Here is a 25,597-nt window from a genome sequence, read left to right as displayed (position 1 = left end):
TGTCGCCTGAATTCGTAAAAACCTAAGTCGGATATTGCCCCAGCCAGCTTGTGATTTGCCAGCATTCCGCTGACATTCAAGTCTTCAATCTTAATTCGCAAGAAAGTCTGGGCTAAGTAAGTCGTCAACTTGTGAAGGAAGTCTTTACGAATGCAGGCAATTTTTGCGTGAATTTGGCTGATTTTGTCGTAGGTTTTGCGTTGGTTGTTAGAACCTTTCACCTGCCTTGATGCTTGGCGCTGTAACCGTGCCAGCTTGGTTTTCGCTTGTTTTAGGGGTTTTGGTGCATCAAACACTTGATTGTTTGACAGGGTGGCGAAGGATTTGACACCTATGTCAATTCCTACAGAACTTTCTCTTTGTCGCATCGGTAAACGTTGGGCATCAACACAGAAAGAGACGAACCAGCGATTTCCTTCTTTTGAGAGCGTGAAAGTCTGAGAAACAAAACTGCATGAGAGTGGCTCGTGCAATCGGAATGTTCCCAGTGTGGGAATTTTAATAGTCCTGCCTGCACTTAACAAAACTTTGCCGTTTGACGAATCAACCGTGAATGATTGACCGTCACGGCGGCTGACAAATTTTGGATGACCGGCTTTCCCCAAACGATACCTCCCAAACGCATGACTCAAGTCAATCAAAGCGTTTTGGTAAACACGAGAAGACAACTGATTCATCCAAGTACATTCAGGTTGTTTCTTGACGTAGTTAGTGAGAACTTTCTTGATTTCGTTGATGACCTTTGAGTCGGAAAACTCACCTGCACCGTACATTTGGACTCGCAGGCTCAAACCCATGTTAAATACCACGCGCCGAAATCCTGCGTGTTTTGCCATCAAGGTCGCTTCTTGATTATTCAATTTGAGCGCTCGCTTGACGGCAAACATGGAACTGACTCTCAGCAATCAACTTTAGATAAGTTTAGCAAACTATTTGCCACTTAAGTCTTGCTCTTCGATCTTTTTGTCTGCGTTCCGGCGCTGCCGCATCTGCTTTGCCCTGGCTTGCAAATCGCTGAACCCCTCATCAGGTTGGGTTTCGCCAGAACTAGCACTCGCGCCAGGATCGATCGCGCTTTCTGTTTTTGAGTCGCTTTCCGATGCAGTCGCGGCGGCCCGCTGCTTCTGCTGTTTGGCTTTTAGCTGCAACTGAGCTAAGAATTCGTCTGCCTCGCTTTGGGCCTGGGGAAGAGCCGCAGCACCGAGCGTTATTTCTTGGGGATCCGACGGAGTTTTTTCAGAGGTATCTTTTTTGCTACTTTTGAGTTCATCTTTTTTGAGCTGCAATTCTTTAAAGAAATCTGATTCTACAATGTCTGCAACTTGTTGTTCTTTTTGGGCTTGGTCTATTTCGATTTTGAATACTTGTTTTACGCGATCGGTAATTGCTTTCCCGTATGCCGATTTATTAAATCTGTCTGCTGATACAATGCTGCCACCAGTTAGAATTAATGCTAAGGCTGGCGCTGCTACAGGCACCCACCCTCCCAACAGAAAAATCCCAAAACCGATCGCGCCACACCCCGACAGTATTGCTGCGAATGTCAGCGCCAGCTTCCATGGGTGAGCCATCCGCGATGCCATGGTTCCTCCCACAATTGACCATCCTGCAATCCACAGGATTTCTGCCCATTCCGGCCAAAACCAAAACATCGGTCTCTTGTCTAAAACAGCACTCAAAATTTGGCTAATTACTTGTGCGTGTACCACGATCCCCGGCATGAATTGGTTTTTTTGCTGCTGCCCACTGTAAGGAGTATAAAATACATCTTTAACGGTTTCTGTGGTGTAACCGATCAGCACTATTTTATCTTTAACTAAATTCGGACTGACTTTCCCTTGTAAAACATCGGTAATTGTGACTTTGTTTGCGACTTGGCTCCTGGAGTGATAATTAATTAGTATTTGATATCCCCTCGCATCGACATTGCTATATCCTCCGTCATTGCTTTTTAATTTTTTAAATTTGGTTTTTCCCAGCCATAAAGATTGATCTGCTGCCAGTCTGGGAAAAATTTTATACTTTTGCAGGTAGCGGAGTGATAGCTGGAGGTTGAAGGAAGTTAAAACTTGAGAATTGTCATTGCAAAGATGTTTTTCTACCGAATTATCGCCCTTAATTATCGGTGGTTTCATAAATAATAAAGCCCTGCGGAGTATGCCGCCCGGATCGATTCCAAAATCTGCAAATCCCACCCGGTTTGCTGACATTCCCGGAGGAGGGGGAGAACCGGGAGTGTCGGGGCCTCCGTCGGTGACTAAACATACCCCGATAATTCGATCGCTTTTTTGTAAAACTTTAGTTAATTCCTCACGCCCCTCTCCTAAAGGTACATCTCGCAGTACATCTAAGCCGATGACTGTCGGCTGCATTTTTTCTAGTTTTTGTAATATTTCAGCTATTTTGCGATCGGATATCGGCCATTGCTTTAGTTTCTGAATATCTGCTTCGGTAATCCCCACAATTAGCAAGCGCGGGTCTGGCTTTTCGTCGGGACGCCATCTCAGCATTTGGTCGTAAGCGCTTAATTCTACTGGTTCCAGTATTCCTAGGTGTCTAGTCCCGACCAACGATAATGTTACTGCCGCGGTGGCAATTAATACAGAGCTAACAACTGTTAGTGATGGTTTATACAGTTGACTCAATTGAGCCGCTGCCGAACGAATTTTGTCAGATAGAAATTTGTTAGATATTTTAGTCATTGCCACAATATAAAATTTTGACTCGTTTCACCGAACAGCAGTTATGTTGCTTGTCGGCACCTACACGAGACTTCCTCCATCTTAGAACACCCGGAAACTCCGACCGATTTGTAACAAAACTTTACATTTCGCTACCAGCGAAATGTATATGGAATAACAGTCGCGACCTCGACCGCTGGATTTACCGTCCCCAGAATCCAGTTGCAGCTCCAATTAATTAATTAATGTTATTGATTTGTCAAGGTTCAAATTCTGTATCTGCGGTGTGAGACTAGCTTCTCAAAAATATTGGTCGCCAGCAGGGAGAAAAAATTTATGTACCAAAAAACATTTAAAGTTGATGAATCCGGGATTGTTGAAATTAGCATTCTCGCTACGGGGGACAGCAACAAATCACTAGAAGTTGGCAAGCGTTACGTGCGATCGTTTTCGATGATTTGCGAACCAGACGCTCGATCGGCAGATGGCAGATACAGTTGTTAAAGGGTTCGTACAGCGCATCGCACCCCAGCCAACTCTCAATAGCGATTTGGCAAATCCCGACCCGATGACGTGGCTCGAAGTTTATGCTAAAAATGAGATTTGGTACGAAACTCTCGCTACTTGAACCCAAATGCGGCGACAGACACCGAGATATGCGAGACCCAGAGCCAAGTAGACCTAATTGTTTCAGTCCCAAGGACTGGAATCAGTGGTAGGTCAATCGCTGGTTGAGTCTCTTTAAAAATCGCTATTTATTGAACTTTTTTCCTTCTTTTGATGGCGATGCGAACAATCAAAACTTGACCGGATCGCGCCCGGGCTGAGAACTCCAGACTAACAGTAGAGACGCGATCTATAATATATCTATAAGGTTGGTGAAAAAATGAAACGTTTTCTACATTTTACTGCACTCGCGATCGCTGTATGTGCGATCGCACTTAGTGTCCCCAGTTTCCTGCCACCGATGCAGGCAGTGCCTGCACCAATGCTGCTGAGTCAGAATGTTAAATTTAAACCTCCCGATGTAGACGCCCCCGACAACAGGCAATCGGCGACGCATCGAGGGAATGCTTGTCCGCAGGATTTATCTATTGTTCCTTTAATACCTAAAAGCAATGATGGTTTAACCATAGCAGAATCGCCAACATTCTTGGCCTATGTTTCTCACCCTTCGACTCAAGTGGAGTTTACATTGCAAGCTGACGATGGAAAAGGAATCGATGCTTATAAAACGACTTTCAAAGTTGACAAACCGGGGATAATAGAAGTCAGTATTCCCAACAAAGGGGAGGGCAAAAAAACTCTGGAGGTTAACCAGCGGTATCAGTGGTCGTTTTCCGTGGCTTGCAATGACGATCCGTCGGGAAATTATTTTGTTAAAGGGTTTGTGAAGCGCATTGAACCCGAGGAAACTCTCAAGAAAAATTTGGCAAATCCTGACCCTATGGCTAGGGCTATCGCTTATGCTGAAAATAATATTTGGTACGATACAATTGGTACTCTAGCCCAAATGCGGCGAGGATCACCCAATGATGCGAGTCTGAGGGCCGAGTGGAAGCAATTGTTGCAGTCCCAAAAACTCGAATCAGTTGCCGATCAACCGCTAGGTCAGTCTTTTTAAGCCTCCCTATTTCTCAAGGCTTTCTTTTGTCCTTCTTCTGAGGCTGTGAAGATTGACAAATTAAACCGATCGCCCGCTGCGATTCTTACTCCTAGTCTGGAGTAAAAATCCGAACCCTGATTTTATTCTATCTGGTGAAAAAAATGAAACGTTTTCTACATTTTACTGCACTGGCGATCGCTGTATTGGCGATCGCAATTACTGTCCCCAGCTTGTTTTCACCGATGCAGGCTGTCCCTGCACCAACTCCCCTGGGTCAGAATGTTAATTTCACACCCCCAGAGGTCACAGCCCCCGAGAACCGCCAAGGGGGAGCGCATCGAGGCTGTCAGTTGCAGGATGGTTTATCGATTACTCCCTTAATACCTGAAAGCAATATTGGCTTAACCCTCACAGAGTCGCCAACATTTTTTGTCTATGTTTCTCAACCGGCGGCTCAAGTAGAGTTTGTTTTGCTAAACGAAGATGAATCCGAAGTAGTCTACGAATCTAGTTTAAAAGTTGACAAAGCTGGAATTGTGGGAGTTAGCCTTTCTGACAAAGGTAAGACAAAAAATATTGAGGTTGGTAAGCGATATGTCTGGTCGTTTGCACTGGCTTGCGATCCTCAGGAACGATCGGGAGATTATATTATTAAAGGATGGATGCAGCGAGTTGAACCGCAAGGAACTCTCAAGAGCGCTTTGGCAAATCCCGACCCGAGGGCGAAGCTGATCGCTTATGCTAAAAATGGCATTTGGTACGAGACTCTGGCGACTTTAGCCCAAATGCGTAGTGTCGCACCCGATGATGCGCGGCTGAAGACTGAGTGGACGCAATTGTTGAAGTCCCAAAAACTCGAAGCAGTCGCCGATAAACCCCTAGTTCAGCCTCTTTAAGCGTCCCGATTTCTCAAGGCTTAATTTGTCCTTCTTATGAGAATCTGAAGATTGACAAATTAAGCCGATCGCCCGCTGCGATTCAAACTCCTAGGGATGATTCATTCAGTTGACAGTTGACCGCTTGACAGTTGAGAGCGACCTCTACCTCGAAGGAAGAGGATTGGAGTAATGAATAGTCTTCTTTTAATTTCTCCCGATCGGGCGGGCGGGCTTTAAACCAATTCTTTCTGGTAAAAATGCCAGGCCCAACATTCCTGCTATGCCGTTAAAAAATGAAACGTTTTCTAAATGGGGTTGCACTGGCGATCGCCGCATTTGCGATCGCACTTACTCTCCCCAGTTTAGTGCCACCGATGCAGGCTGTCCCTGCACCAATTCTGCTGAGTCAGAATATTAATTTTAGACCTCCAGATTTAATAACCCCCGACAACCGACGAGGAACACCTGCGTTCCTCTCCCCCTGTCCGGTGGATTTATCTATTATTCCTTTAATGCCTCCAACTAATATCGGCTTAACCCTCACAGAGTCGCCGACATTCTTTGCCTATGTCTCTCTCAATTCGACTCAAGTCGAGTTTATTTTGCAAACTGACGATGAAAAACTAACCGAGGTTTACAAAACTACTTTCAAAGTTGACAAGCCCGGGATAGTTGAGGTCAATATTCCTAAAAAAACCGATCGCCAAACATTTATTGAGGTTAAGAAGCGATATCAGTGGTGGTTTTTGGTGGCTTGCGATCCTGACGATCGCTCTTCGGACTATTATGTTAAAGGGTTCGTGCAGCGCATTGCACCGCAGGAAACTCTCAAGAACGATTTGGCAAATCCCGACCCTATGGCGAGGGCGATCGCCTATGCTAAAAATGGGATTTGGTACGATACTATTTCTACCCTAGCCCAAATGCGGCGACAAGCTCCTGACGATCCGATGCTGAAAGCAGAGTGGACGCAATTGTTGAACTCCCAAAAACTAGAATCGATTGCCTATAAACCGCTAGTTCAGTCTTTTTAATCGAGACTATTTAGCCAAATCTAAAATCTAAAATCTAAACTCGCTTGATGACTAATAACTCTCCAACAATTCTCGCCCTTGATTTTGACGGTGTAATTTGTGACGGACTAATCGAATATTTCCAAACCGCTTGGCGTACCTACTGCCAAATCTGGCAATCAGTCGAAATAGTCCCCGATGCAGATTTAGCTTTGAGTTTTTACCGAGTGCGGCCAGCCATCGAAACCGGTTGGGAAATGCCCCTGCTGATTCGCGCACTGCTGACAGGAATTACCGAAGAGCAAATTTTGCTAGACTGGCCAAACATTGTCCCGCAGTTATTGACCGAAAATAATTTAAAACCCCAGTCTGTCGGCGCAATGTTAGACGGACTGCGCGATAATTGGATTGCTGAGGATTTAGCTGGGTGGCTGTCTTTGCACCGCTTTTATCCCGGAATAGCCGATCGCCTGCACTCGTTACAGGATAGTTCGGTCAAAGTCGCGATCGTCACCACCAAGGAAGGCCGTTTTGTGCGGGAACTCTTGCAGCTAGCGGGCGTACAAATGCCGTCGGAGTTAATTTTTGGCAAGGAATACAACAAGCCGAAACACCAAATATTGCGGGAATTTTTGGCAGCTTCTGGCAAAGATACGACTATTTGGTTTGTGGAAGATCGGTTAAAAACTTTGGTTTCTGTGAAGCAGCAGCCGGATTTATCTCAGGTGAGGTTGTTTTTGGCTGACTGGGGTTACAATACTTTGACAGAACGGGAATCTGTGGCTCAAAATCCACCTGTTCAATTGCTTTCTCTGTCGCAGTTTGCCGGAGATTTTGTCGATTGGCTGCCTGACGAATGTTGATCTTAGACTTGTTGGGAGGGAGATTTTTTTTCGCTTAGCAGAGTCAAAAAAAATCCCCAAATTTTACACTTTTTTTGTTGACTTTTGCGGCGCTGGTATGGTATTATTATATAATGGGATGGTTGCAAAAATAATATTTTTAAACATATTCCCATTATGATATAAATATAACAGGAATTCCCCAAAAAATCAAGCATACCGACAAAAAAAATCGATTTTTTTTTGTCGGTGACTGTAATAAAATAGGTTCGTAGTGAGGACTTTAGTCCTTATTTTCCAGGTTCGTAGTGAGGACTTTAGTCCTTCTTTCCAGGTTCGTAGTGAGGACTTTAGTCCTTCTTTTCCCGAGGACTTGCATTCCGAACGATCGCACCAATCTGAGACTTAAAACCAATGCTAGATTTAACTAAAGCAGCCAAAGCAATGCAGGGAATGAGCCAGCATTTGAATGTGGAGGCTTTGGCGGCTCGCCAGCGTTTGCAAGTGGCTCAGAATTTGCTGGAACAGGCGGCAGTGGGACAAGAAAAATTGGTAGAATTGCAAGAGAGTTGGAGCGATCGCACTTTATTCAATGCAGCCACGCCGATCGAGCCATTGTCCGATCGCACCTACATCACCGCACCGCCCGCCGCCCACACAGTCTTCGCCACAGACGGATCGCAAATTTCGCCCAGCCATCACGAAATCGCCTACTGCTACCTGATCAACGTCGGTACAGTCATGCTGCACTACGGGCAAAGCCGCCACCCAGTATTAGACAGCGTGCCCGAAGTTTTCTACAAACCCGAAGACTTGTATGCTTCGCGCCAGTGGGGAATTAGAACCGAAGAGTGGATGGGATACCGGCGCGCCGTTTCCGAAGCCATCGCCCTCGCGGAAATGGGCTGCAATTGGGCAAAATTTAACGACAATCAACTACCCGCGCCAACTTTGGCAATGGTAGATGGTTCCCTGATTTATTGGTTTTTGGAACAGTTACCTAGCGAAGCGCGCGATCGAATTTTGCAACCAATTTTAGAAGCTTGGGACAAATTGCGCGTAGCAAAAATTCCCCTATTAGGATACTTGAGCGCTTCTCGCAGCACCGAAAGCTTATCTTTTTTGCGGTTTCAAGCTTGCACCCACGAAGTACCAGACTGCATGACAAACTGCCCCAACGTCGGATTTTCTGCCACCAGTGCTTTCGATGAAAAAGCACCTTGTCAAGAATTTGAACCCCTACGAGATTCCGTCTTGTGGGCCACAATCCTGCTACCCGGACAAAGAAGCCCGTTGTGGAAATCCCACGCTCGAATTTTAGATTTATACGGTCTCAATCCCATCTATTTTTGTTATGTTCATGTTGGCACAGAAATTGCTAGAATAGAAATTCCGGAATGGGTAGCACAAGATAATACAGAGCTAGATTTAGCCTTAGGAATGATGCTAGCTCAAGTACACAAAGGCGGTGGCTATCCCGTGACGCTAGCAGAAGCCCACAACCAAGCAGTAGTCACCGGGGGCGATCGAAGTAGCTTTTTTGCTTTGTTAGAGCAGCAAATGATTAAAGCAGGTTTAAAAAATGTCGGTATTTCTAATAAGGAAACCCGGAAGCGCGGTAGTATTGCTTGAATTAAAAATAAGAGTTAAAAATGTTATATGCCAATAGAGTTAATTATCTTAATTGCTTCCTTACTTGTTTCTTGGTTGGTGTTTAATTGGGCTTTTAAAGTATTGAAAGCCAGCGTTGGTACAGCGATTGCTCTAGCAGCAATTGTGCTGGCGATGCAGTTATTGTTTGGTATCGGGCCAAATCAACTTTTTCAACACATCACTCACCTGCCACAAACCCTTGGGAAAATAATTTTTGGCAGGTAATCCGATTTTAGATTTCAGATTTTAGATTTCAGATTTGTTCTCTCATCTAAAATCTAAAACCGCAAATCTGCCGACTTTAGGAAAAATATTCCTTTCTCCTTACTTCCTTCTGTCAACTGTCAACTGTCAACTGTCAACTGTCAACTGTCAACTGTCAACCGTCAACCGTCAACTGTCTAACTTCCCAGCATTTGCAGCTTGTACAAACTAGCATACAAACCTTCTTGTTGCAACAACTCTTCGTGGCTGCCAGACTCTACTAACTGCCCGCGTTTGAGCACCAAAATGCGATCGACATTTCGGATAGTCGAGAGCCTGTGAGCAATGATTATAGCCGTTCTGTCCGCCATCAAACGCTCCAGAGCCTCTTGAATCAAAGCTTCCGTTCCCACATCCAAACTAGCAGTCGCCTCGTCGAGCACTAAAATACTGGGGTTGCGAATGGCGGCGCGAGCAAACGCTAACAACTGCTTTTGTCCCCCCGAAAGATTCGTTCCCCTTTCCCGCAATTGCGTGTCATAACCTTGAGGTAATTCTTCAATTAAACGAGCAACATTCGTCTTTTCTGCTGCTGCTCGAATCTCCTCCATCGAGTAACTTTCGCCAAGGCTAATATTGCTCTTCACATCGCCAGCAAATAGAAAGCCATCTTGAATAATAACACCTACGTGTCTCCGCAATTCTGCTTGAGGTAAATCGCGAATATCTATACCATCGATCAGAATCCGTCCTCGGGTGGGCTCGTAAAGGCGGCACAAGAGACGGATGATCGAACTTTTGCCTGCACCAGTAGGGCCAACTAATGCTACTTTTTCGCCGGATTTGATGGTAAAATTGAGGTCTTGCAGAACATATTCGTTTTCTTTGTAAGCAAACCACACATTGTCAAATTGGATTTCTCCGGATGCAGCTTGCTTTGATTGGGCATGAGCAACTAGGGATTTTTGATTGTTAGCTGATAGGCGATATTCAGAAGTTACAGGAGTTTGATTACTTTCTACCAATTCTGGCTCATTTGAAGATAAATTATAAGCAAGTGCCTCTGGATGACCGGCCATCAGCAACGGCGAATAATATTCCCTTCTTCCTGCTTCCCTCTTCCCTCTTCCTTCTTGCTTCTTCCCTCTTCCTTCTTCCTTCTTCCATTTTCCTTCTTCCTTCGCCCCGCTAATTGGATCTTTAATTTCGATCGGTTCGTTGAGAATATCGCTAATCCGTTCGACTGCGGTAAATCCTGCTTGAATAGCCGTAAATTTCTCGGCAAATTGCCGCAGCGGATCGAAGAGACGCTGAGCAAATAAAATGAATGCAGACAGAGTACCAAAGTTAATTGTACCTTGCAGAAGGCTTTGACCGCCCATCCACAAAACGGCTGCAATCGCCACTAAAGCAATCCATTCTAATGTTGCAGATACGGCTGAGTCGTAAAAGATAGTTTTATCAACTGCTTTAATGTAGCATTTATTGGTAACGTTAAACAATTCTGAGTTGAATCTTTCCCGGCGGAATAGCTGCACTACGCCAATACCCGTCAGGTTTTCTTGCAGTTGGGCGTTGAGATCGGAAAGTTCTTCTCTGGTGGTGTAATTTGCTATGCGAAATTGGTTCTGAAAATAAATGATTATGGCGGCAATTGGGATCATCATTAATACCAACATTAAAGCTAGTTGCCATTGCATGGTAAACATGAAAATGGCAATTACTAATATTGAAAATAAATCGCTGACAATCCCGATCGCCCCTGAGGAAAAAACCTCTCCCAAAGCTTCCACGTCACTGGTGAGGCGCGTCATCAATCTGCCTACTGGAGTGCGATCGAAAAATCGCACCGCTAGCGAGGTGACGTGTACAAACAAATCATTTCTAATATCAGTAGTAATAATTTGCCCTACTTTTGTGACTAAATATCCTTGAACTGATTGCAGTCCCAATCTAAATGTTATAGTTAGCATCAGCAAGACTGCCAAAACATTTAATGCAGTAGATAAAGGCAATCCCTGTAAAAATTGATAGGTAGGTTCTGCTCGAATTACCGAAATTGCCTGTCCGATCAGAATCGGTTGAATTGCTCCTGAGACTGCTAGCGGTACTAATAGTGCGATCGAAATAATCAGCAAGCGTTTGCTGCGGGTTGCGTAAGATGCCAACCTCAGGAATAACCGCCAGTCTGTATCGCGGCGGGGTTGGTTTTCGGTGTCTGCTACTGGTGAGGAAATGGTCATTCGATTTTAGATTTTAGATTTTAGATTTTAGATTGCAGAAGCGAGCCTGCTGGTAAATTAGGGGGCTTTTGCTCAGGATAGTGAGCTTTTTTGCTCCGCAGCTTGTAGCGCGGGTGGGCGCTGGAAGTTCGATCGGTCTTTAAGCAGAAAACCTGTAGAATATATCCAAGCAATAATTGTAGCAAATACAGTCAGTTAAATCATGGAATCTTCTACAGCTACAGTAAATTCTTTGTCCCGACAGATAGAAACACCTAGATTGTATCTGAGACAATTTACTCCAGACGATTTAGATGAGCTGTACCGCATCTACAGCGATGCGGAAGTGATGAAGTATCTGAGCGAAGGCGTCAGAAATAAAGAAGAAACAGCAGCAGATTTATTTCAGATAATCGGAGATTGGGAAAAACATGGTTTCGGTTTGTGGGCTGTTGTCAACAAACAAAATAACCAATTGATCGGGGACGGGGGGCTGAGATTTTTAGGCAAAACACCTGAAGTAGAAGTCGGTTACGTGTTAGCAAAAGCATACTGGGGGAAAGGTTTAGCATCGGAAGTTGCAGCGGCGACGCTCAAGTATGGATTTGAAGTATTGAAACTAGACAAAGTTGTTGCAGTTGCAGATACCGAAAACAGATCCTCGCGGCGGGTAATGGAAAAAGTGGGGATGAAATACCAGCACATTTTTGACGATTGCGGTCGCGATCGAGTATATTATGCGATCGCAAGACTCTAATATTTTACCTCAAACGAAACCCAACTAAAATATTTTTAGCCAGACAAAATTTGAAATATTAAAGTTGGAGAGAATAGTTGCGATCGCCCGCCCCCAAAATATCGCCTCCCAGCGGGTGATGCAGAAAGTTGGTTTCAAATATGAAAACAACGCTCGTTATTATGAAACTGATGTAGTATGTTATTCAATATCGCGATCGCAATATTCTCAGGAGTAAAAATCTATGCGTAAACTTTTGTTGCAAATAGTGGTGCTAAGTCCAGTAATTTTAACTTTTTGCTGGATGAATCCTAAAAGTGCGATCGCCCTGGAAGTCGATCGCCAAACCAACGCACCAACTCCCACAAATGTCTCTCAATCGGCTGACATTGCACCGAGTAGCTGGGCTTTTCAGGCACTACTATCCTTAGCAAAACGCTACAGTTGCCCGATTGTCGCCCCAGTTGGTACTACTCTGGGCGATCGACCTTTAAAACGCTCTGAGTTTGCGGTAAGTTTAAATAGTTGTTTGGTAAACGTCGATCGGGCGATCGCAGCAGGTACGCCAAAAGTCGGCCCAGAAGATTTAGCCATAGTCCAACGTTTACAGACTGAATTCGCCCCTGAATTAGCGACGCTGCGGGGTAGAGTTGACGCATTAGAAGCTCGTAGTGGTGAATTGGAACAAAATCGAAATCCCCCCCTTTCAGAACCCAATTCTGTACCTTTACCAGCGCCTTCTCCCCAAACAGCCCCTCAGCGAGTGAGACTTAACCTTGACAGTCGCACTTCTGGGAATCTTATAGGACAAGATACATTAAGAACTAGAAATTTTGGCGGCATTAATCAGCCAGTAACTCCACTACCATCACCTACAACCACAGCCTTGCCCGCCCAAACCCAACAATTCGATCGCGAAGGATACAACCGCATTTATGACAACTCCTATCAGCGGGCTAGCAACAACCCGCTTTCCACATTTGGCATCGATGTCGATACAGCATCCTACAGCAATGTCCGACGCTTTATCAACAGCGGCGTGATGCCGCCCAAAGATGCAGTGCGCCTCGAAGAACTAATTAATTACTTTACCTACGACTATCCGCAGCCAAAGGGCGATCAACCTTTTTCAATTAATACAGAAGTCGCCAATGCTCCCTGGAATCCCCAACACAAATTAGTCCACATTGGCTTGCAAGGAAAAAGCATTTCCACCAAAAATTTACCGCCGAACAATCTCGTATTTCTGATCGATGTTTCCGGTTCCATGAATTCGCCCGACAAATTGCCGTTAGTCAAAGCATCTTTGAAATATCTCGTCAGCGAATTGCGAGCCAAAGATAGCGTCACTATTGTAGTCTATGCCGGAGCCGCCGGGTTAGTCTTGCCTCCAACACCGGGCAACCAAAAAGAAAAGATATTAGATAGCATTGACAAGCTAGAAGCAGGTGGTTCTACCGCAGGCGGAGCAGGCATTCAACTAGCCTACAAAGTTGCTAAAGACAACTTTATTAAACAAGGAAACAACCGCGTTATTCTGGCAACGGACGGCGATTTTAATGTTGGCGTTTCCAGCGATGGCGAACTCGTGCGGATGATTGAAGAAAAACGAGAACAAGGAGTCTTTCTGAGCGTCTTGGGATTTGGTACTGGCAATTTGCAAGATGCAAAAATGGAACAGCTAGCCGATAAAGGTAATGGCAATTATGCTTATATCGACAGTTTGTTGGAAGCCAAAAAAGTGCTAGTCACTCAAATGGGAGGCACGCTATTTACCATCGCCAAAGATGTGAAAATTCAAGTAGAGTTCAATCCAGCTAAAGTTCAAGCTTACCGTTTAGTTGGTTACGAAAATAGAGTTTTGCAAAATCAAGACTTTAACGATGACAAAAAAGATGCAGGTGAATTAGGTGCGGGACATTCGGTAACAGCAATTTACGAAATTATTCCGGTTGGTGTCGCCAGCGATGTCAAATTGCCGGAGGTCGATCCATTAAAATATCAACCGAATCCAGCCACTGCTTCTACCTCTCAAACTGATGAATTGATGCAGGTAAAGTTGCGTTACAAAAACCCCAATGAGACAGTGAGTCAGTTAATTACGCAGTCAGTAATCGACAAACCTGTGAAACTAGAAAATGCCTCTGCTAACTTCAGATTTGCTGCTGCTGTAGCTGCTTTCGGGATGGTTTTGAGAGATTCTGAGTACAAGGGAGCAGCTAATTTCGATCAAGTATTGAGACTGGCAAGTCAGGCGAAAGGTGAAGACAAGGAAGGCTATCGGGCAGAGTTCATTCGTTTAGTTGAAAACTGCAAAACGCTAGTAGCAAAGATAGGAGTAAAGTAGTTTTGTAGGGTGTGAGTTACCTTGCTTTTACCCATCTATTTGTTACAAGCCTCGGGTGCATCTCACTTTATGCAAATATATTCGTAGGGGCGAAGCATTTCGGCAATAAATCTCTGGTTATGACTAACAAATTGTTTGCCGAAATGCTTCGCCCTTGCACTCATAGAGATGAACTCCCAGGATATGCCTTCAATTTTCCTGCTAGAATAGTGATTGTCCATCATGCAACAAATAGAAACGGCCAGATTGTATCTGAGACAATTTACGCCAGACGACTTAGACGATCTGTACCGCATCTACAGCGATGCGGAAACAATGAAATACTTGACAGGAGTTAGAACTAGAGAAGCAACAGAAAGCGCCATTCATGCTATGCTCAAACGTTGGGAAGAACACAACTTCGGAATGTGGGCTGTAGTACATAAAATAGATTGTAAAATGATTGGTCGCTGCGGGCTGGCTTTTCTGGACAAGACACCGGAAGTTGAGCTTGGCTATGCGTTTGATAAAGTTTATTGGAATCAAGGATTGGCGACAGAAGCATCTTTTGCTAGTCTAAACTATGGATTTAACATATTAAAGTTGGAGAGAATAGTTGCGATCGCCCGCCCGGAAAATATCGCCTCCCAGCGGGTGATACAGAAAGTTGGCATGAAATATGAAAAAAATGCTCGTTATTACGAAATTGATGTATTGTATTATTCTATTTTTCGAGAAACTTACAAGTCCGCAGTATCTTCGTAGGAAGAATCTGATTTTTGTAAAAAGCATTTTTCTTTGAGTGCTGTCCTGCTCGCGTATTGTACAATACGCGATCGGGGACAGCACTATAAATACCAAACTGAGATGTTCCCTAAATTACTCGCATCACAATCACAAATTAGCATTATTGTCTGCGGACAACTACGAAGTCCGTTGCAATTGCTTGTTAACCTTAATAATCTTCTTGTCAAAATACTCTTTTCTGTGTCCCAATCTTTTAGCCACTTCCAACCCCTTCTGATAAGCTTCCAAAGCTTTCTTATAATCCTTCATTTCCTGATAAACTTGACCGAGATTGTCGTAAGCACTCATCAATCCGTACCAATTGTAAGCCCGTTCTTCCAACAACAACTGCATTTGATAGATTCGCACAGTCGGCTCTAGCTGTTTTTGCGATCGATAAAGCAGTGCTAATTTATCCAAAGCTTCGCTAGCTTGGGCGTACTGTTGAATGGGAACGGCTAAATTGTAGGCTTCCTGATAGTATTGAGCTGCTAAGTTGATTTGACCTATAGTTTGGTAATCGGTGCCGATCGCAATTTTGAGCGGTGGTATCGCAGCCGGGTTTTGCAGGTTGACATACACAGATGCTAGTTTTTCCCGGGCTGCGATCGCCTTTAGGGGCTGTTTCGACTGTTGGTAAACGTAGGCTAACTGTCTCAGAGTATCCACCTCAGTCGGAGGAGTTACAGGCTGTGGTGGCGCGCCATTTCCCGCCGTTACAGCAGAATTTGGTACAGCAGCATTAGCAGCAAATACAGCGCGGTTTTCCTGAATTAAAGTTGCCAATTCCTCATACACGGGAGCCGCTTTATCGTAACTCAGCCAATTGATGTGAACAAGTGCGATCGCCTTTAAAGTCTGACCCTGAGCCAATATATCTTGATTTTGGCGCGCATTTTCGAGGATTTGTTGGTAAACTTCTACGATCGGGCCTTTAGCGCGCACCTGCCCAAAAGCCGCAGCTAAAGCCGGGAGCAACTCAGTATTTACCGGCACTTGCGATTTAACTTGTTTGTGAATTGCTTGCAGCCGTTTAGTAATAAGCTGAAGTTCCAGGTTTTTATTGCTACTCCAAGCCACACTTCCCACCCGACTCAAAGCAGCAATTTCCGCCGCCGGGCCAAGATATCGGCGCAGTCGCAATTCTCGAAACCAAATATCAAAAGCACCAGCCCCATCTCCAGCTTGCAGTTTAGCCGCTGCTTCTAAGCTTAGCTTTTCCAAAGCTGCACTCAGATCCTCCCGCTGAGTGCTACTCAAAGATTCAGTAGCGGGTTTTAGGGGATCGGGTGTGGTAAGTTCTAGAGGATTAGGAGAAAATTGATCGAGGGGTGGTGGATTAGTTTGGGCGCTAGCAATTGAACCAGCACACAGCCACAACCAAAGCAAGCACCCAATTGGCAAAGAATTTCTCATTCTTAAAATTTGGTTGCCACCATTCGGCAGCCCTGCACGAAACATCAAGTTTTGCATACTTACAAAACGGTATAAATTATGTCACAAAGATGGCACACAAGCCAACTGTTCAACAATAGCAACAAAATAAAACTTACCGCACTGAGCAATTATTGGAATTTACAGGCTTTGGGCGATCCTCTTCGTTGGCGTAGCCCCCGTAGGGGCGGGCTTCGCCAACGCATTTTGCGCCTATTCAGTTTAGCTCTAATTTTCCTAACTGTATGCACAGCTTGCGCGGCCCCTCCCGCCGTTGCTAGAGATCGCTCTTTTCCTGAAATATCCCTAGGCTTTTTGGGCGAGTACCAATTGCCAAAAATCAACTTTGAAGGATCGCCAGTCGGCGGTTTATCAGGCATCACCTACGACGCCAAAGGTATTAGTGGTGTTACTTCCAAGGCTTATCGTTTTTACGCCCTTTCCGACGACAAAAGCGAAAACGGAGAAGCCAGATTTTACAGTCTCCGACTCGATCTTAAATCCAGCGATCCAGCCAATATTAGCCTCGAAAAAGTTTCTGTTGAAGGCGTTACATCCCTCAAAAAAGCAGACGGTGAAACCTTCCTTTGGGGTTCCATCAATCCCGAAGGTATCGCCCTGTCTCCACGGAATTCAGTATTTGTCGCCAGCGAAGCCAGCCCTCCTTTTGTCGGAGAATTTGACCTCACTACCGGGAAATTGCGAGGAAATTTGCCAATTCCCAAGCGTTACATCCCCGATACCAACGATGAACAACAACAGCAAGGAGTCCAGAAAAGTTTAGGTTTTGAATCCTTGAGTATCGACCCAGAAACCTTTAGTCCGGGCGGTTTAGATCCGTTTAGGTTGTTTGCAGCGACAGCAGCGCCGTTAATTCAAGATTTAGACCCAGAACAGGCAAGCAAACTCCGTCTTTTACATTATATCATCGTCGATAAAACTCCGCAATTAGTCTCGGAAAATCTTTACCAGCTAGACGAAGTTCCGATGACTGTTTTGAACGGATTAACAGAATTGGTAACGATTGGTGGAGGTCAATTTTTGAGTTTAGAGCGTTCCTTTGGGATATCGGGATACGGTGCTAAAATTTATCAAGTAGCTGTTGGGGCGGCGACAGATACTTCTAGAATAGAAAGTTTTAAGGGGCCACTGGGAATGGTTGAACCTGTGAGGAAAAAGTTACTATTAGACTTGAATGAACTCGGAATTCCGCTGTACAATTTAGAGGGAATGACTCTCGGCCCGCGTTTGCCAGATGGTAGCCAAAGTGTGGTTTTGGTGAGCGATGATAATTTTGAGGAAGCTCAGAAAACTCAGTTTATTTTGTTGAGTTTAAAAGGTAAAATTTAGGATGATGATGGGGAGCATCTCAGTTTTGCATTTAATAGTGCGAGCGTCCCCGCTCGCGAGTCCTGCAATACTCGCGAGCGGGGACGCTCGCACTACAATAAAAAATATTTTTTGCAACAATGAGATGCTCCCTGATGATGTTTGGTATCAGCAACCTATTGGCTCGGAGTCATTGGTTTGCTAGCAAGTTTTTTGGTGAGCATTTTAGTCCTAGTTTATGGATGCGGACTAAAGTCCTCACTACAAACCTTTTGCGTATTCATGAAATTAGTCAAAAAATGGGTTTTTCAACTTATTCTATATGCCTGCACGCCACAGTTTAAAATTACCAGATATCGAACTTTCTTATCTAGAATGGAACTCACAAACAGGGACAGAAAAAGTTCCGCGTTTGCTGCTGTTGCACGGTTTAGCAGATAGTGCGGTGGTTTGGACTGGCTTGGGCAATTACTTGTCGAACCACTATCATGTTGTAGCGCCGGATATGCGCGGCCACGGAGAGAGCGGCAAACCGGAAACGGGTTATACTTTTGCAAGGGCGATCGCAGATTTGGAAGCTTTGATGGCACACCTCAACTGGCAAAATGCCCACATTGTCGGACATTCTTGGACGGGAAAACTAACATTAATTTGGGCGCGGCAAAATGGCGATCGCATTTCGAGTATGATTTTAGTAGACCCAATCTTCATCAGCAAACTGCCCGCTGTGATGAAACTCAGTCTACCAATAGTTTACCGCAAATTAGACTGTCTCAAATGTATGGGCCCGTTTGCAACTTTAGCCCAAGCCGAAGCAGCCGCCAAACAATCGGGAGAATACGCAGGTTGGAGTGAAGTGCAACAAATGATCTTCCAAAACCAAATCGAACAAAAATTAGATGGAAGTTGGGGAAGTAAATTTGTGATTCCCGCCAGAAATCAGATATTTACCGAAGTGATGGAAGTTGCCGGTTTAACGGAAAATATTGATATTCCTACTTTGTTTGTACAGCCGGAAACAGGCGTAAATCGCATGGATTGGCAAATGCAGCCCTACAAAACATACTTGCAAAATCTGACAATTGTCAAAGTACCGGGGAATCACTGGTGTTTTTTGACTCAACCGGATAGTTTCAATCAAACCGTGGCAGATTTTTTAGAGGGCGCAACACTGTGAATTTAGAAATTATTGCACATCGGGGATTTTCGGCGATCGCCCCTGAGAACACTTTAGCAGCATTTTCCAGGGCGATCGCCCGCAAAGCCGATTCGATCGAGTTTGACATCCAGCTATCGGCTGACGGTGTGCCCGTCGTTTTCCACGACGCCACGCTGGATAGAATCACCGGAGTTTCTGGTAAAGTCAGGGAAACAAACCTGTCAGACTTGCAGAAACTCAATGCTGGTAAATGGTTCAGCGATGAATTTTCACGGGAAAAAATCCCCACCTTCAAAGAAGCCTTAGCTATCCTCAAGAATGTTGACAAATTTCTCTATTTTGATGTCAAGCCTCACTGCGAATGGTCGGATACAGAAGTTGCGGAGTTTGTCAATACTTTGCACCGTGCAGGAATTCAAGAAAAATGCGTTATTACCTCGTTTAGCGACAAATTTCTCGGACAAGTGCGGCGGCTAGATGGCGATTTGGCGATCGGACACATCGTTGCTAATTTAGAAGCATATAAAACTCAATTGTCTCAAGCTGTCGCCCATCGTGATAACTTGATTACCAGCCTGTATCGTGTTTTATTGGAAAACCCCGCACTAATTCCAGAAACCCGCAATCAAGGAGTTGACATTGTAGCGTGGACAGTGGACGATCGCGCACATATGCAAAAGTTAATTGATTTGGGTGTAACTCGGATTGTCACTAATTGTTTGATATAATTTGTATCACTTGATATCTTGCACCACGATCGAGAACGGGCAAGATGCCCGTTCCACAAAACTCATTGCCTGTTCCACAAAACTCAATTAATAGATGAATTATTTTCGCCAAAGCATCCACGAAATGTCCGGTTACGTACCGGGAGAACAGCCACCGCTAGGCACAAAAATTATTAAACTAAATTCTAATGAAAATCCCTATCCGCCTTCTCCCAAAGCCTTAAAAGTGCTTCAGGAAATAGACCCAGAAATGCTGCGGCGCTATCCAGATCCAACTGGTAAAACTTTCCGCATCGCCGCTAGTAAAGCCTTGGGGGTTCCTGACGATTGGATTTTGGTAGGTAACGGCAGCGATGATTTATTAAACTTGATAGTTCGTGCTGTGGGCGAAGCTGGCAAACCCGTTGTTTGTCCCTCACCTACCTATGTATTGTACCGCACGCTGGCAGAAATTCAGGATGCAGAATTTGTCGAAGTTCCCTATCCCGATGACTACAAGTTACCCGTCGATTTGCTAATAGCAGCTAAAGGTTCTGTGACATTTGTAGCTTCGCCAAATAGTCCCTCGGGAACAGCGATATCTGTGGCAGATTTGGAGAAACTTGCTCAAGAATTATCTGGCATTCTGGTCATCGATGAAGCTTATGTAGATTTTGCCGAAAACAATGCTTTGGAGTTGACAAAAAACTACAGTAATGTTATAGTTTTGAGAACGCTTTCCAAAGGTTATTCGCTAGCAGGATTGAGATTGGGTTTTGCGATCGCAAATCCGGCACTGTTGGCTGAATTAAATAAAATCAAAGACAGCTACAATGTGGATGCTATAGCCTATGCGGTGGCGGCGGGGGCGATCGCAGATTCAGACCACAAAACAGCCAACGCCGACAAAATCAAGGCTTCCAGAGCAAAACTAGCCGTTAGTTTCCAGGACTTAGGCTTTGAAGTTTGGCGATCGCAAACCAACTTTTTGTTAGTCAGGCCGCCCAACGGCGATGCAGAAAGGATTTATCAAACACTCAAAGAACGGGGAATATTGATTCGATACTTCAATCAGCCGCGATTGGACGATAAATTGCGAATTAGTATAGGTACAGAAGAACAGAATCAAATATTACTTAAAACCTTGAAAGAAATCCTCTAGATAACCAGGTTTGTAATGAGGACTTCAGTCCGCATCAGGTTCGTAGTGAGGACTTCAGTCCGCATCTATCGGAGGACTCGCATTCCTCACTACCAACCGTTTGATTATGGATAATTATTAGGATTGTCGATCGCCAATCCGGCAGACTGAGCAATATTCAGCAGTCTGTTGTCAGCCGAAACAAAAACCAGTTGAGTTTCCGACACCGAAATGAGAGTAGATTGAAACCGCAAAGCTGATGCTAACTGCACAGAATCATAAGCCCGCAGCGGATGCTGAATCACCAATTCGGTGGCTGTTTCTATCAAAGTTGGATTTATATCTATGACTCGGTATTCATTTTCAAAATCCTCCCTAACTTTTTGCACAATTAAATCAAAGCGCTCCGCAGACAAACTTCCATCCCGCAGACGGCGTGCAAAGGCGCTGTGTACCTCCACCCAAGTAATCTGGCTAATAACTAAATCGCTGTTGGTAGCAGGATCAGTAATCGATAAAATCCAGTCACTGCCTATTTCAGGCACATATCGTTTGACTAAAGCGCTAGTATCGAGAAAATAAGCATTTACCACGGGCCACGATCCTCGATAATGATTTCTGACAGAGGCTTACCTGGTAGCGGTTCCATTTTTTTCATCAATTCGCGCCACTGCTGCTCGCGTTTGATTAATTCGCCTCGATCGAGCTTATTCTGTTTTTTGGGAAAACGCACCAATCCTCGTACATCCATCAACTTAATCGCCTTTTCGCGATCGTCCTTCAATTCTTCCAGCGAAACATCAGCTACAATGTTAATTTGTACAGTTGCCCCATCTTGGAAAGACACGGAACTCAAGGGTCGAAAAACTCCGTTTTCGTAGACAGCAGTAATAGTTTCTGGCATAATTAGCCTCTTAATTAAATGCTTAGACTTATTGTACTTCTTTTATAGCTTGAAGTAGGGTGCGTCAGCTACGATTATTTTTGCTACAAACCCACAATCTCAAAACTGACACACCCGATCGCCAATGGTGCGTCAGAATCATACTTTCGGTGGTGATTTATCATCTCAAAACTGACGCACCCTACCACTAAAATCATCTTATACCAGTTTTTTATGAGGCTGCATAGAATTCCGATCCCCCCTAGCCCCCCTGGTTGTAGGGTGGGACAGGAAGCGCTCAAAGTCCCCCTTCTTAAGGGGGATTTAGGGGGATCGAGATATATGCAACTTCACATTAAATTGGTATTACTTCGTGGCCACCACAGCCAAATTCCAAGCCAACCGCTTCATCAAAGGCAACTTCTTCAAAAACCCATCCAACCCTTCCAAACGAGAATATTCCGGCTTCAATCTCTCTTGTTCGATAATAATCTTCTTCCAATAACGCTCATCATTCGGATGCACTTTTTCGATTAAATAAAAGCGCAAAAAGATCCACAACGATGTCAACCAAAACGTATCGTAAGCCGTCTCCGAAAACAAAGACTTGACAAGTTTGACAATATTAATGTCCAAAGGAGTTTCATCCTCAGTCCGCACCTCGGTCGCCATTCTGCGGTAAACATTAATCACCGGATTGTGCTTCATCGGGTCCCAAAAACAAGCTTTGCCGCCCGGTTTCAGGACGCGGTACATTTCGCGAATCGCTTTTTCTGGTTCCGGCAAATGGTGCAACAAATTGGAAGCGTAAACAATATCAAAACTGTTGTCTGGGAAATCCAGCGCCATGGCATTCACCGTACAACCTTCGATTGTTACGCCATTTATCTCTGCCAATTTCATGGCCACTTCCACCATGCCCTCAGAATAATCAGCCGCCACACAATGTGCACCTTTCTTCGCAAAATAAATGCTATTTTCTCCGGCGCCACAGCCTAAATCCAAGAGGCGTTTACCCGTGACATCGCCCATGTGCTGGACGATGAATCTATTTTCTGGGGCGGTGCAAGCTTCAAAGTAATCGTTGACACGGATGCCGTCAACATCGATTGTGGATGCCCAAGCATCGTGGAATTGTCGCTCTTTTTTTAAAGTTTCGTCTTGCATTTTTTTAATGTTTGTTGTTGGTAAAAAAAATGAAACCGCAGATGAACGCCGATTAACGCAGATTTATTGAGATTTATCTGCTTCGATGGGCGTTCGCCTGCGGTGTATTTTAGCAAGGATGGCTGAGAATCAATTTATCAGCGCTGTGCTTCGGCGACAACTTGATTTGCGATCGCAGTTGGCTGTTCGGAGGATTTTTCAGGATTAGGCTGCAATGACACGTACAGCCGATTTAAGGCGCTGATGTATGCTTCGGCGGAGGCGACGATGATGTCAGTATTGGCTGAGTGTCCAGAAAATACTTTCCCTTCGTGGCGCAAGCGAATTGTTACTTCGCCGATCGCATCTATGCCCGCTGTTACCGATTGTACAGAAAACTCGATCAACTCGTTTGGTACGTTTACCACGCGGTTAATCGCCCTGTAAATCGCATCTACAGGGCCGGTGCCGATCGCAGCATCGGTCAATTCTTCGCCCGCCGGATTCCGCACAGTAACCGTGGCTGTCGGCCGCGATTTGTCCCCGCAGGAAACCTGTACCAATTCTAACCGGAAAAGTTCCGGTGCTTGGTGGACTTCGTTATTGGCGATCGCCTCCAAATCCCAATCGGTAATCTCTTTTTTCTTGTCGGCTAAATCTTTAAACTTGACAAAAGCCTTATTTAGCTCATCATCTGCCATTTCAAAACCCAACTCTTTCAACCGAGTTTGAAATGCGTGGCGGCCGGATAATTTGCCCAAGATAATTTGATTTTCCGTTAAGCCGATCGACTCAGCGTCCATAATCTCGTATGTCAGCTTATTTTTCAGCACCCCGTCTTGGTGAATTCCCGACTCGTGGGCGAAAGCATTTGCTCCCACAATCGCCTTATTTGGCTGCACCAACATCCCAGTCAAATTGGAAACCAAGCGGGAAGTTTTGTAAATTTGGCGCGAGTCAATATTTGTCAGGGGTTCGTCAGAATCCGCAGGTCTTCCCAAGAACGGATTAAAATATTGGCGCCGCACGTAAAGCGCCATTACCAACTCTTCCAGCGCCGCATTTCCCGCCCGTTCCCCAATCCCGTTAATCGTGCATTCCAACTGTCTGGCGCCATTTTTTACAGCTTCCAAAAAGTTAGCAACCGCCAATCCTAAGTCATTGTGACCGTGAACCGAGATGATTGCCCGATCGATATTCGGCACATTTTCCTTAATTCCCCGAATCAAATCCCCATACTCGCTGGGAGTTGTGTAGCCCACAGTATCGGGAATATTCACAGTAGTCGCCCCGGCCTCGATCGCCCTTTCTAGAACCTGATACAAAAATTCGCGATCGGAACGACAAGCATCCTCCGGCGAAAACTCCACATCATCCACAAAAGACTTAGCATAATCCACCATTTCCGGCACAATTTCCAGAACCTCAGCCCGCGTCTTTTTCAGCTTATATTCCAAGTGAATATCAGACGTAGCCAGAAACGTATGAATTCGCGAATTTACCGCTGGTTTAATCGCCTCGGCTGCTGTTTTAATATCCGGCTTGCGCGCCCTTGCCAAACCGCAAATTGTCGGCCCATCTTCCGTCCCAACAGTCCGAGCTATTTTTTGGACAGCCTCAAAATCTCCCGTGCTAGTGAAAGGGAAACCTGCTTCAATCACATCCACGCCCAATCGCGCTAACTGACGGGCAATAGTTAGCTTTTCGTCCCCATTCAAAGATGCCCCCGGAGATTGTTCTCCGTCCCGCAAAGTCGTATCAAAAATAATAATCCGGTCTTGACTTGGTTGAGTTTTCATAGCTCTAAAAAAGTGTTGTCCTGATTTTTACTTGTCCCCTATTCTGGGCAATTAGTGCCAGTCACCAGTCTGGTGTTTCGCGCCCATAACGAATAATTAATAATCAATAACCCATAACGCCTGACTAATGACTGATGACCAATAACTAATGATTAATGAAATCGGACTGGTTCGGGTGTCAACTGTCAACTGTCAACTGTCAACTGTCAACTGACTAATAATCCATTTTCTCAATATGTTCCCGAATTTCATTTAGGTCTATATACCTATCAGTAGCATTTCGCAATTCTCTAGCAATCATTCCTTCGGTAGATACCACAGTAATGTGAGTATTTTTCGATCGCAATAGCTCGATCGCCCTCTCAAAATCCCCATCCCCGCTAAATAGCACAACTTGGTCGTACTGATCCACCGTATTAAACATATCAACCACAATTTCTATGTCTAAATTAGCCTTTTGAGAATATCGGCCCGAAGCATCATCGTAATATTCCTTAAGAATCTTAGTGCGAACCGTGTAACCCAGACTGATCAAAGCATCTCGAAATCCCCTTTGATCTTGGGGGTCTTTCAAACCCGTATACCAGAAAGCATTGATCAAGATGACATTTGGCTGCGAAGTTTTGAAATATTCGAGCACCCTGCGTGGATCAAAAAACCAGCCGTTCTTTTGTTGAGCGTAGAACATATTGTTCCCGTCCACAAAAATAGAAAGGCGGTTCATTAAGTTTGTCATAGAACTTAGACCTAATAATTGTAGAAAGAAGTTAATCTAAATATCACATTTTAGCAATATGGAGCTAACTGAGGCAATAGATTAAACTTCAGAAAACTCCATCCCCCCAGTATTTCATATTTTTGCCTCTACCGCCAGAGGGCTCTTTTAGGGGTGCTTGGATTCGATCGACCAACCTTCAAAAACCCGACTCTCAGTAACTCGGTAGAGGCTGTGGTTTGAACCTCCCCAGGGCTAAAGCGACGGGGATTCGGGCCCACCCAAAAGGGCGACAGTGGGACATTCAAATATCCCTCTAGACCCTCAAGCTTGTGGC

Annotated in this window: 27 protein-coding genes; 17 read left to right on the top strand and 10 right to left on the bottom strand. The window is 44.8% G+C overall.

Annotation, left to right across the window (positions count from 1 at the left end; all coding sequences use genetic code 11):
• Both JGK16_RS24295 and JGK16_RS24290 read right to left on the bottom strand, forming a co-directional pair.
• On the bottom strand, positions 1-860 hold an 860-nt coding region (locus tag JGK16_RS24295; protein ID WP_293198129.1), incomplete at its 3' end, for an RNA-guided endonuclease TnpB family protein.
• A gap of 69 nt (positions 861-929) precedes the next feature.
• A complete protein-coding gene (locus JGK16_RS24290; RefSeq protein ID WP_293192843.1) occupies positions 930-2,702 on the bottom strand; it encodes a CHASE2 domain-containing protein in 1,773 nt (590 codons plus the stop codon).
• A 315-nt stretch (positions 2,703-3,017) separates the two neighbouring features.
• Between JGK16_RS24290 and JGK16_RS24285 the strand changes: the two genes are divergently transcribed.
• The 8 genes from JGK16_RS24285 to JGK16_RS24250 all read left to right on the top strand — a co-directional run bounded on the left by JGK16_RS24285 (position 3,018) and on the right by JGK16_RS24250 (position 8,898).
• Positions 3,018-3,185, top strand: coding sequence for a DUF928 domain-containing protein (locus JGK16_RS24285; RefSeq protein ID WP_293147650.1), 168 nt, complete (start codon positions 3,018-3,020; stop codon positions 3,183-3,185).
• Positions 3,166-3,309, top strand: a complete 144-nt coding sequence (locus tag JGK16_RS24280) for a DUF928 domain-containing protein (RefSeq protein ID WP_293147648.1) — start codon at positions 3,166-3,168, stop codon at positions 3,307-3,309. Before JGK16_RS24285 ends, JGK16_RS24280 begins: the two co-directional genes overlap by 20 nt.
• 258 nt (positions 3,310-3,567) lie before the next feature.
• Positions 3,568-4,305 carry a DUF928 domain-containing protein gene (locus tag JGK16_RS24275; RefSeq protein ID WP_293192845.1) on the top strand — a complete coding sequence of 246 codons (738 nt, stop codon included), beginning with the start codon at positions 3,568-3,570 and terminating at the stop codon, positions 4,303-4,305.
• Between the two features lie 143 nt (positions 4,306-4,448).
• Positions 4,449-5,183, top strand: coding sequence for a DUF928 domain-containing protein (locus JGK16_RS24270; RefSeq protein ID WP_293192848.1), 735 nt, complete (start codon positions 4,449-4,451; stop codon positions 5,181-5,183).
• A 275-nt stretch (positions 5,184-5,458) separates the two neighbouring features.
• Positions 5,459-6,199, top strand: a complete 741-nt coding sequence (locus JGK16_RS24265; RefSeq protein ID WP_293180164.1) for a DUF928 domain-containing protein — start codon at positions 5,459-5,461, stop codon at positions 6,197-6,199.
• A 47-nt stretch (positions 6,200-6,246) separates the two neighbouring features.
• Positions 6,247-7,041 carry an HAD hydrolase-like protein gene (locus tag JGK16_RS24260; RefSeq protein ID WP_293180161.1) on the top strand — a complete coding sequence of 265 codons (795 nt, stop codon included), beginning with the start codon at positions 6,247-6,249 and terminating at the stop codon, positions 7,039-7,041.
• Positions 7,042-7,434: 393 nt separating this feature from the next.
• Positions 7,435-8,652, top strand: coding sequence for a DNA double-strand break repair nuclease NurA (locus tag JGK16_RS24255; protein WP_293203456.1), 1,218 nt, complete (start codon positions 7,435-7,437; stop codon positions 8,650-8,652).
• A gap of 27 nt (positions 8,653-8,679) precedes the next feature.
• Positions 8,680-8,898, top strand: coding sequence for a hypothetical protein (locus tag JGK16_RS24250; RefSeq protein WP_293180155.1), 219 nt, complete (start codon positions 8,680-8,682; stop codon positions 8,896-8,898).
• Positions 8,899-9,074: 176 nt separating this feature from the next.
• Here JGK16_RS24250 and JGK16_RS24245 read toward each other — a convergent pair whose 3' ends face one another.
• Positions 9,075-11,120, bottom strand: a complete 2,046-nt coding sequence (locus JGK16_RS24245) for an ABC transporter ATP-binding protein (RefSeq protein ID WP_293180152.1) — start codon at positions 11,118-11,120, stop codon at positions 9,075-9,077.
• Between the two features lie 202 nt (positions 11,121-11,322).
• Here JGK16_RS24245 and JGK16_RS24240 point away from each other — a divergent pair, with 202 nt between their 5' ends.
• The 4 genes from JGK16_RS24240 to JGK16_RS24225 all read left to right on the top strand — a co-directional run bounded on the left by JGK16_RS24240 (position 11,323) and on the right by JGK16_RS24225 (position 14,926).
• Positions 11,323-11,856: a GNAT family N-acetyltransferase gene (locus JGK16_RS24240; RefSeq protein ID WP_293192851.1), complete on the top strand. Its 534-nt coding sequence runs from the start codon at positions 11,323-11,325 to the stop codon at positions 11,854-11,856.
• Positions 11,857-11,887: 31 nt separating this feature from the next.
• Positions 11,888-12,073, top strand: coding sequence for a GNAT family protein (locus tag JGK16_RS24235; RefSeq protein WP_363319739.1), 186 nt, complete (start codon positions 11,888-11,890; stop codon positions 12,071-12,073).
• 6 nt (positions 12,074-12,079) lie between these two features.
• Positions 12,080-14,182, top strand: a complete 2,103-nt coding sequence (locus JGK16_RS24230) for a VWA domain-containing protein (RefSeq protein WP_293180146.1) — start codon at positions 12,080-12,082, stop codon at positions 14,180-14,182.
• A 222-nt stretch (positions 14,183-14,404) separates the two neighbouring features.
• Positions 14,405-14,926, top strand: coding sequence for a GNAT family N-acetyltransferase (locus JGK16_RS24225; RefSeq protein ID WP_293192853.1), 522 nt, complete (start codon positions 14,405-14,407; stop codon positions 14,924-14,926).
• Positions 14,927-15,085: 159 nt separating this feature from the next.
• Here the strand turns inward: JGK16_RS24225 and JGK16_RS24220 are convergent, their stop codons facing one another.
• Complete coding sequence (locus JGK16_RS24220) at positions 15,086-16,420, bottom strand: tetratricopeptide repeat protein (RefSeq protein WP_293203454.1); 1,335 nt, start codon at positions 16,418-16,420, stop codon at positions 15,086-15,088.
• Between the two features lie 21 nt (positions 16,421-16,441).
• Between JGK16_RS24220 and JGK16_RS24215 the strand changes: the two genes are divergently transcribed.
• The 4 genes from JGK16_RS24215 (at position 16,442) to hisC (ending at position 20,738) form a co-directional block, all read left to right on the top strand.
• The gene (locus JGK16_RS24215; RefSeq protein ID WP_293203452.1) at positions 16,442-17,731 is read left to right on the top strand and encodes an esterase-like activity of phytase family protein; all 1,290 of its coding nucleotides are present in this window, start codon (positions 16,442-16,444) and stop codon (positions 17,729-17,731) included.
• 301 nt (positions 17,732-18,032) lie between these two features.
• Positions 18,033-18,887, top strand: a complete 855-nt coding sequence (locus JGK16_RS24210; protein ID WP_293203451.1) for an alpha/beta hydrolase — start codon at positions 18,033-18,035, stop codon at positions 18,885-18,887.
• Entirely contained in the window at positions 18,884-19,597 is a 714-nt protein-coding gene (locus tag JGK16_RS24205; RefSeq protein ID WP_293203449.1) for a glycerophosphodiester phosphodiesterase family protein, read from the top strand. The genes JGK16_RS24210 and JGK16_RS24205 overlap by 4 nt, the downstream gene beginning before the upstream one ends.
• 94 nt (positions 19,598-19,691) lie before the next feature.
• Complete coding sequence (hisC, locus tag JGK16_RS24200; RefSeq protein WP_293203447.1) at positions 19,692-20,738, top strand: histidinol-phosphate transaminase; 1,047 nt, start codon at positions 19,692-19,694, stop codon at positions 20,736-20,738.
• A gap of 104 nt (positions 20,739-20,842) precedes the next feature.
• Here hisC and JGK16_RS24195 read toward each other — a convergent pair whose 3' ends face one another.
• Positions 20,843-21,310 carry a type II toxin-antitoxin system VapC family toxin gene (locus tag JGK16_RS24195; RefSeq protein ID WP_293203445.1) on the bottom strand — a complete coding sequence of 156 codons (468 nt, stop codon included), beginning with the start codon at positions 21,308-21,310 and terminating at the stop codon, positions 20,843-20,845.
• Positions 21,304-21,621, bottom strand: coding sequence for an antitoxin family protein (locus tag JGK16_RS24190; protein ID WP_293203443.1), 318 nt, complete (start codon positions 21,619-21,621; stop codon positions 21,304-21,306). The genes JGK16_RS24195 and JGK16_RS24190 overlap by 7 nt, the downstream gene beginning before the upstream one ends.
• 59 nt (positions 21,622-21,680) lie before the next feature.
• On the opposite strand from JGK16_RS24190, the gene JGK16_RS24185 reads away from it, so the two are divergent.
• On the top strand, positions 21,681-21,812 hold the full coding sequence (locus tag JGK16_RS24185) for a hypothetical protein (RefSeq protein WP_293203441.1): 132 nt from the start codon (positions 21,681-21,683) through the stop codon (positions 21,810-21,812).
• Between the two features lie 154 nt (positions 21,813-21,966).
• Here the strand turns inward: JGK16_RS24185 and JGK16_RS24180 are convergent, their stop codons facing one another.
• The 4 genes from JGK16_RS24180 to JGK16_RS24165 form a co-directional block, all read right to left on the bottom strand.
• Positions 21,967-22,767 (bottom strand): class I SAM-dependent methyltransferase, encoded by an 801-nt coding sequence (locus JGK16_RS24180; protein ID WP_293180119.1) that lies wholly within the window; start codon positions 22,765-22,767, stop codon positions 21,967-21,969.
• A 137-nt stretch (positions 22,768-22,904) separates the two neighbouring features.
• A complete protein-coding gene (locus JGK16_RS24175) occupies positions 22,905-24,545 on the bottom strand; it encodes a 2-isopropylmalate synthase (RefSeq protein ID WP_293180116.1) in 1,641 nt (546 codons plus the stop codon).
• A gap of 214 nt (positions 24,546-24,759) precedes the next feature.
• A complete protein-coding gene (locus JGK16_RS24170; protein ID WP_006633075.1) occupies positions 24,760-25,281 on the bottom strand; it encodes an NYN domain-containing protein in 522 nt (173 codons plus the stop codon).
• Positions 25,282-25,409: 128 nt separating this feature from the next.
• A partial coding sequence (locus JGK16_RS24165; RefSeq protein ID WP_293180113.1) for a hypothetical protein occupies positions 25,410-25,597 on the bottom strand: 188 nt, incomplete at its 5' end.

Origin of the sequence: Microcoleus sp. PH2017_09_SFU_O_A (assembly GCF_020738625.1) — a bacterium.
Taxonomy (GTDB): Bacteria; Cyanobacteriota; Cyanobacteriia; order Cyanobacteriales; family Microcoleaceae; genus Microcoleus.
The sequence above is the reverse complement of the archived record's forward strand: the minus strand, read 5'-3'. Positions and strand labels throughout refer to the sequence as shown.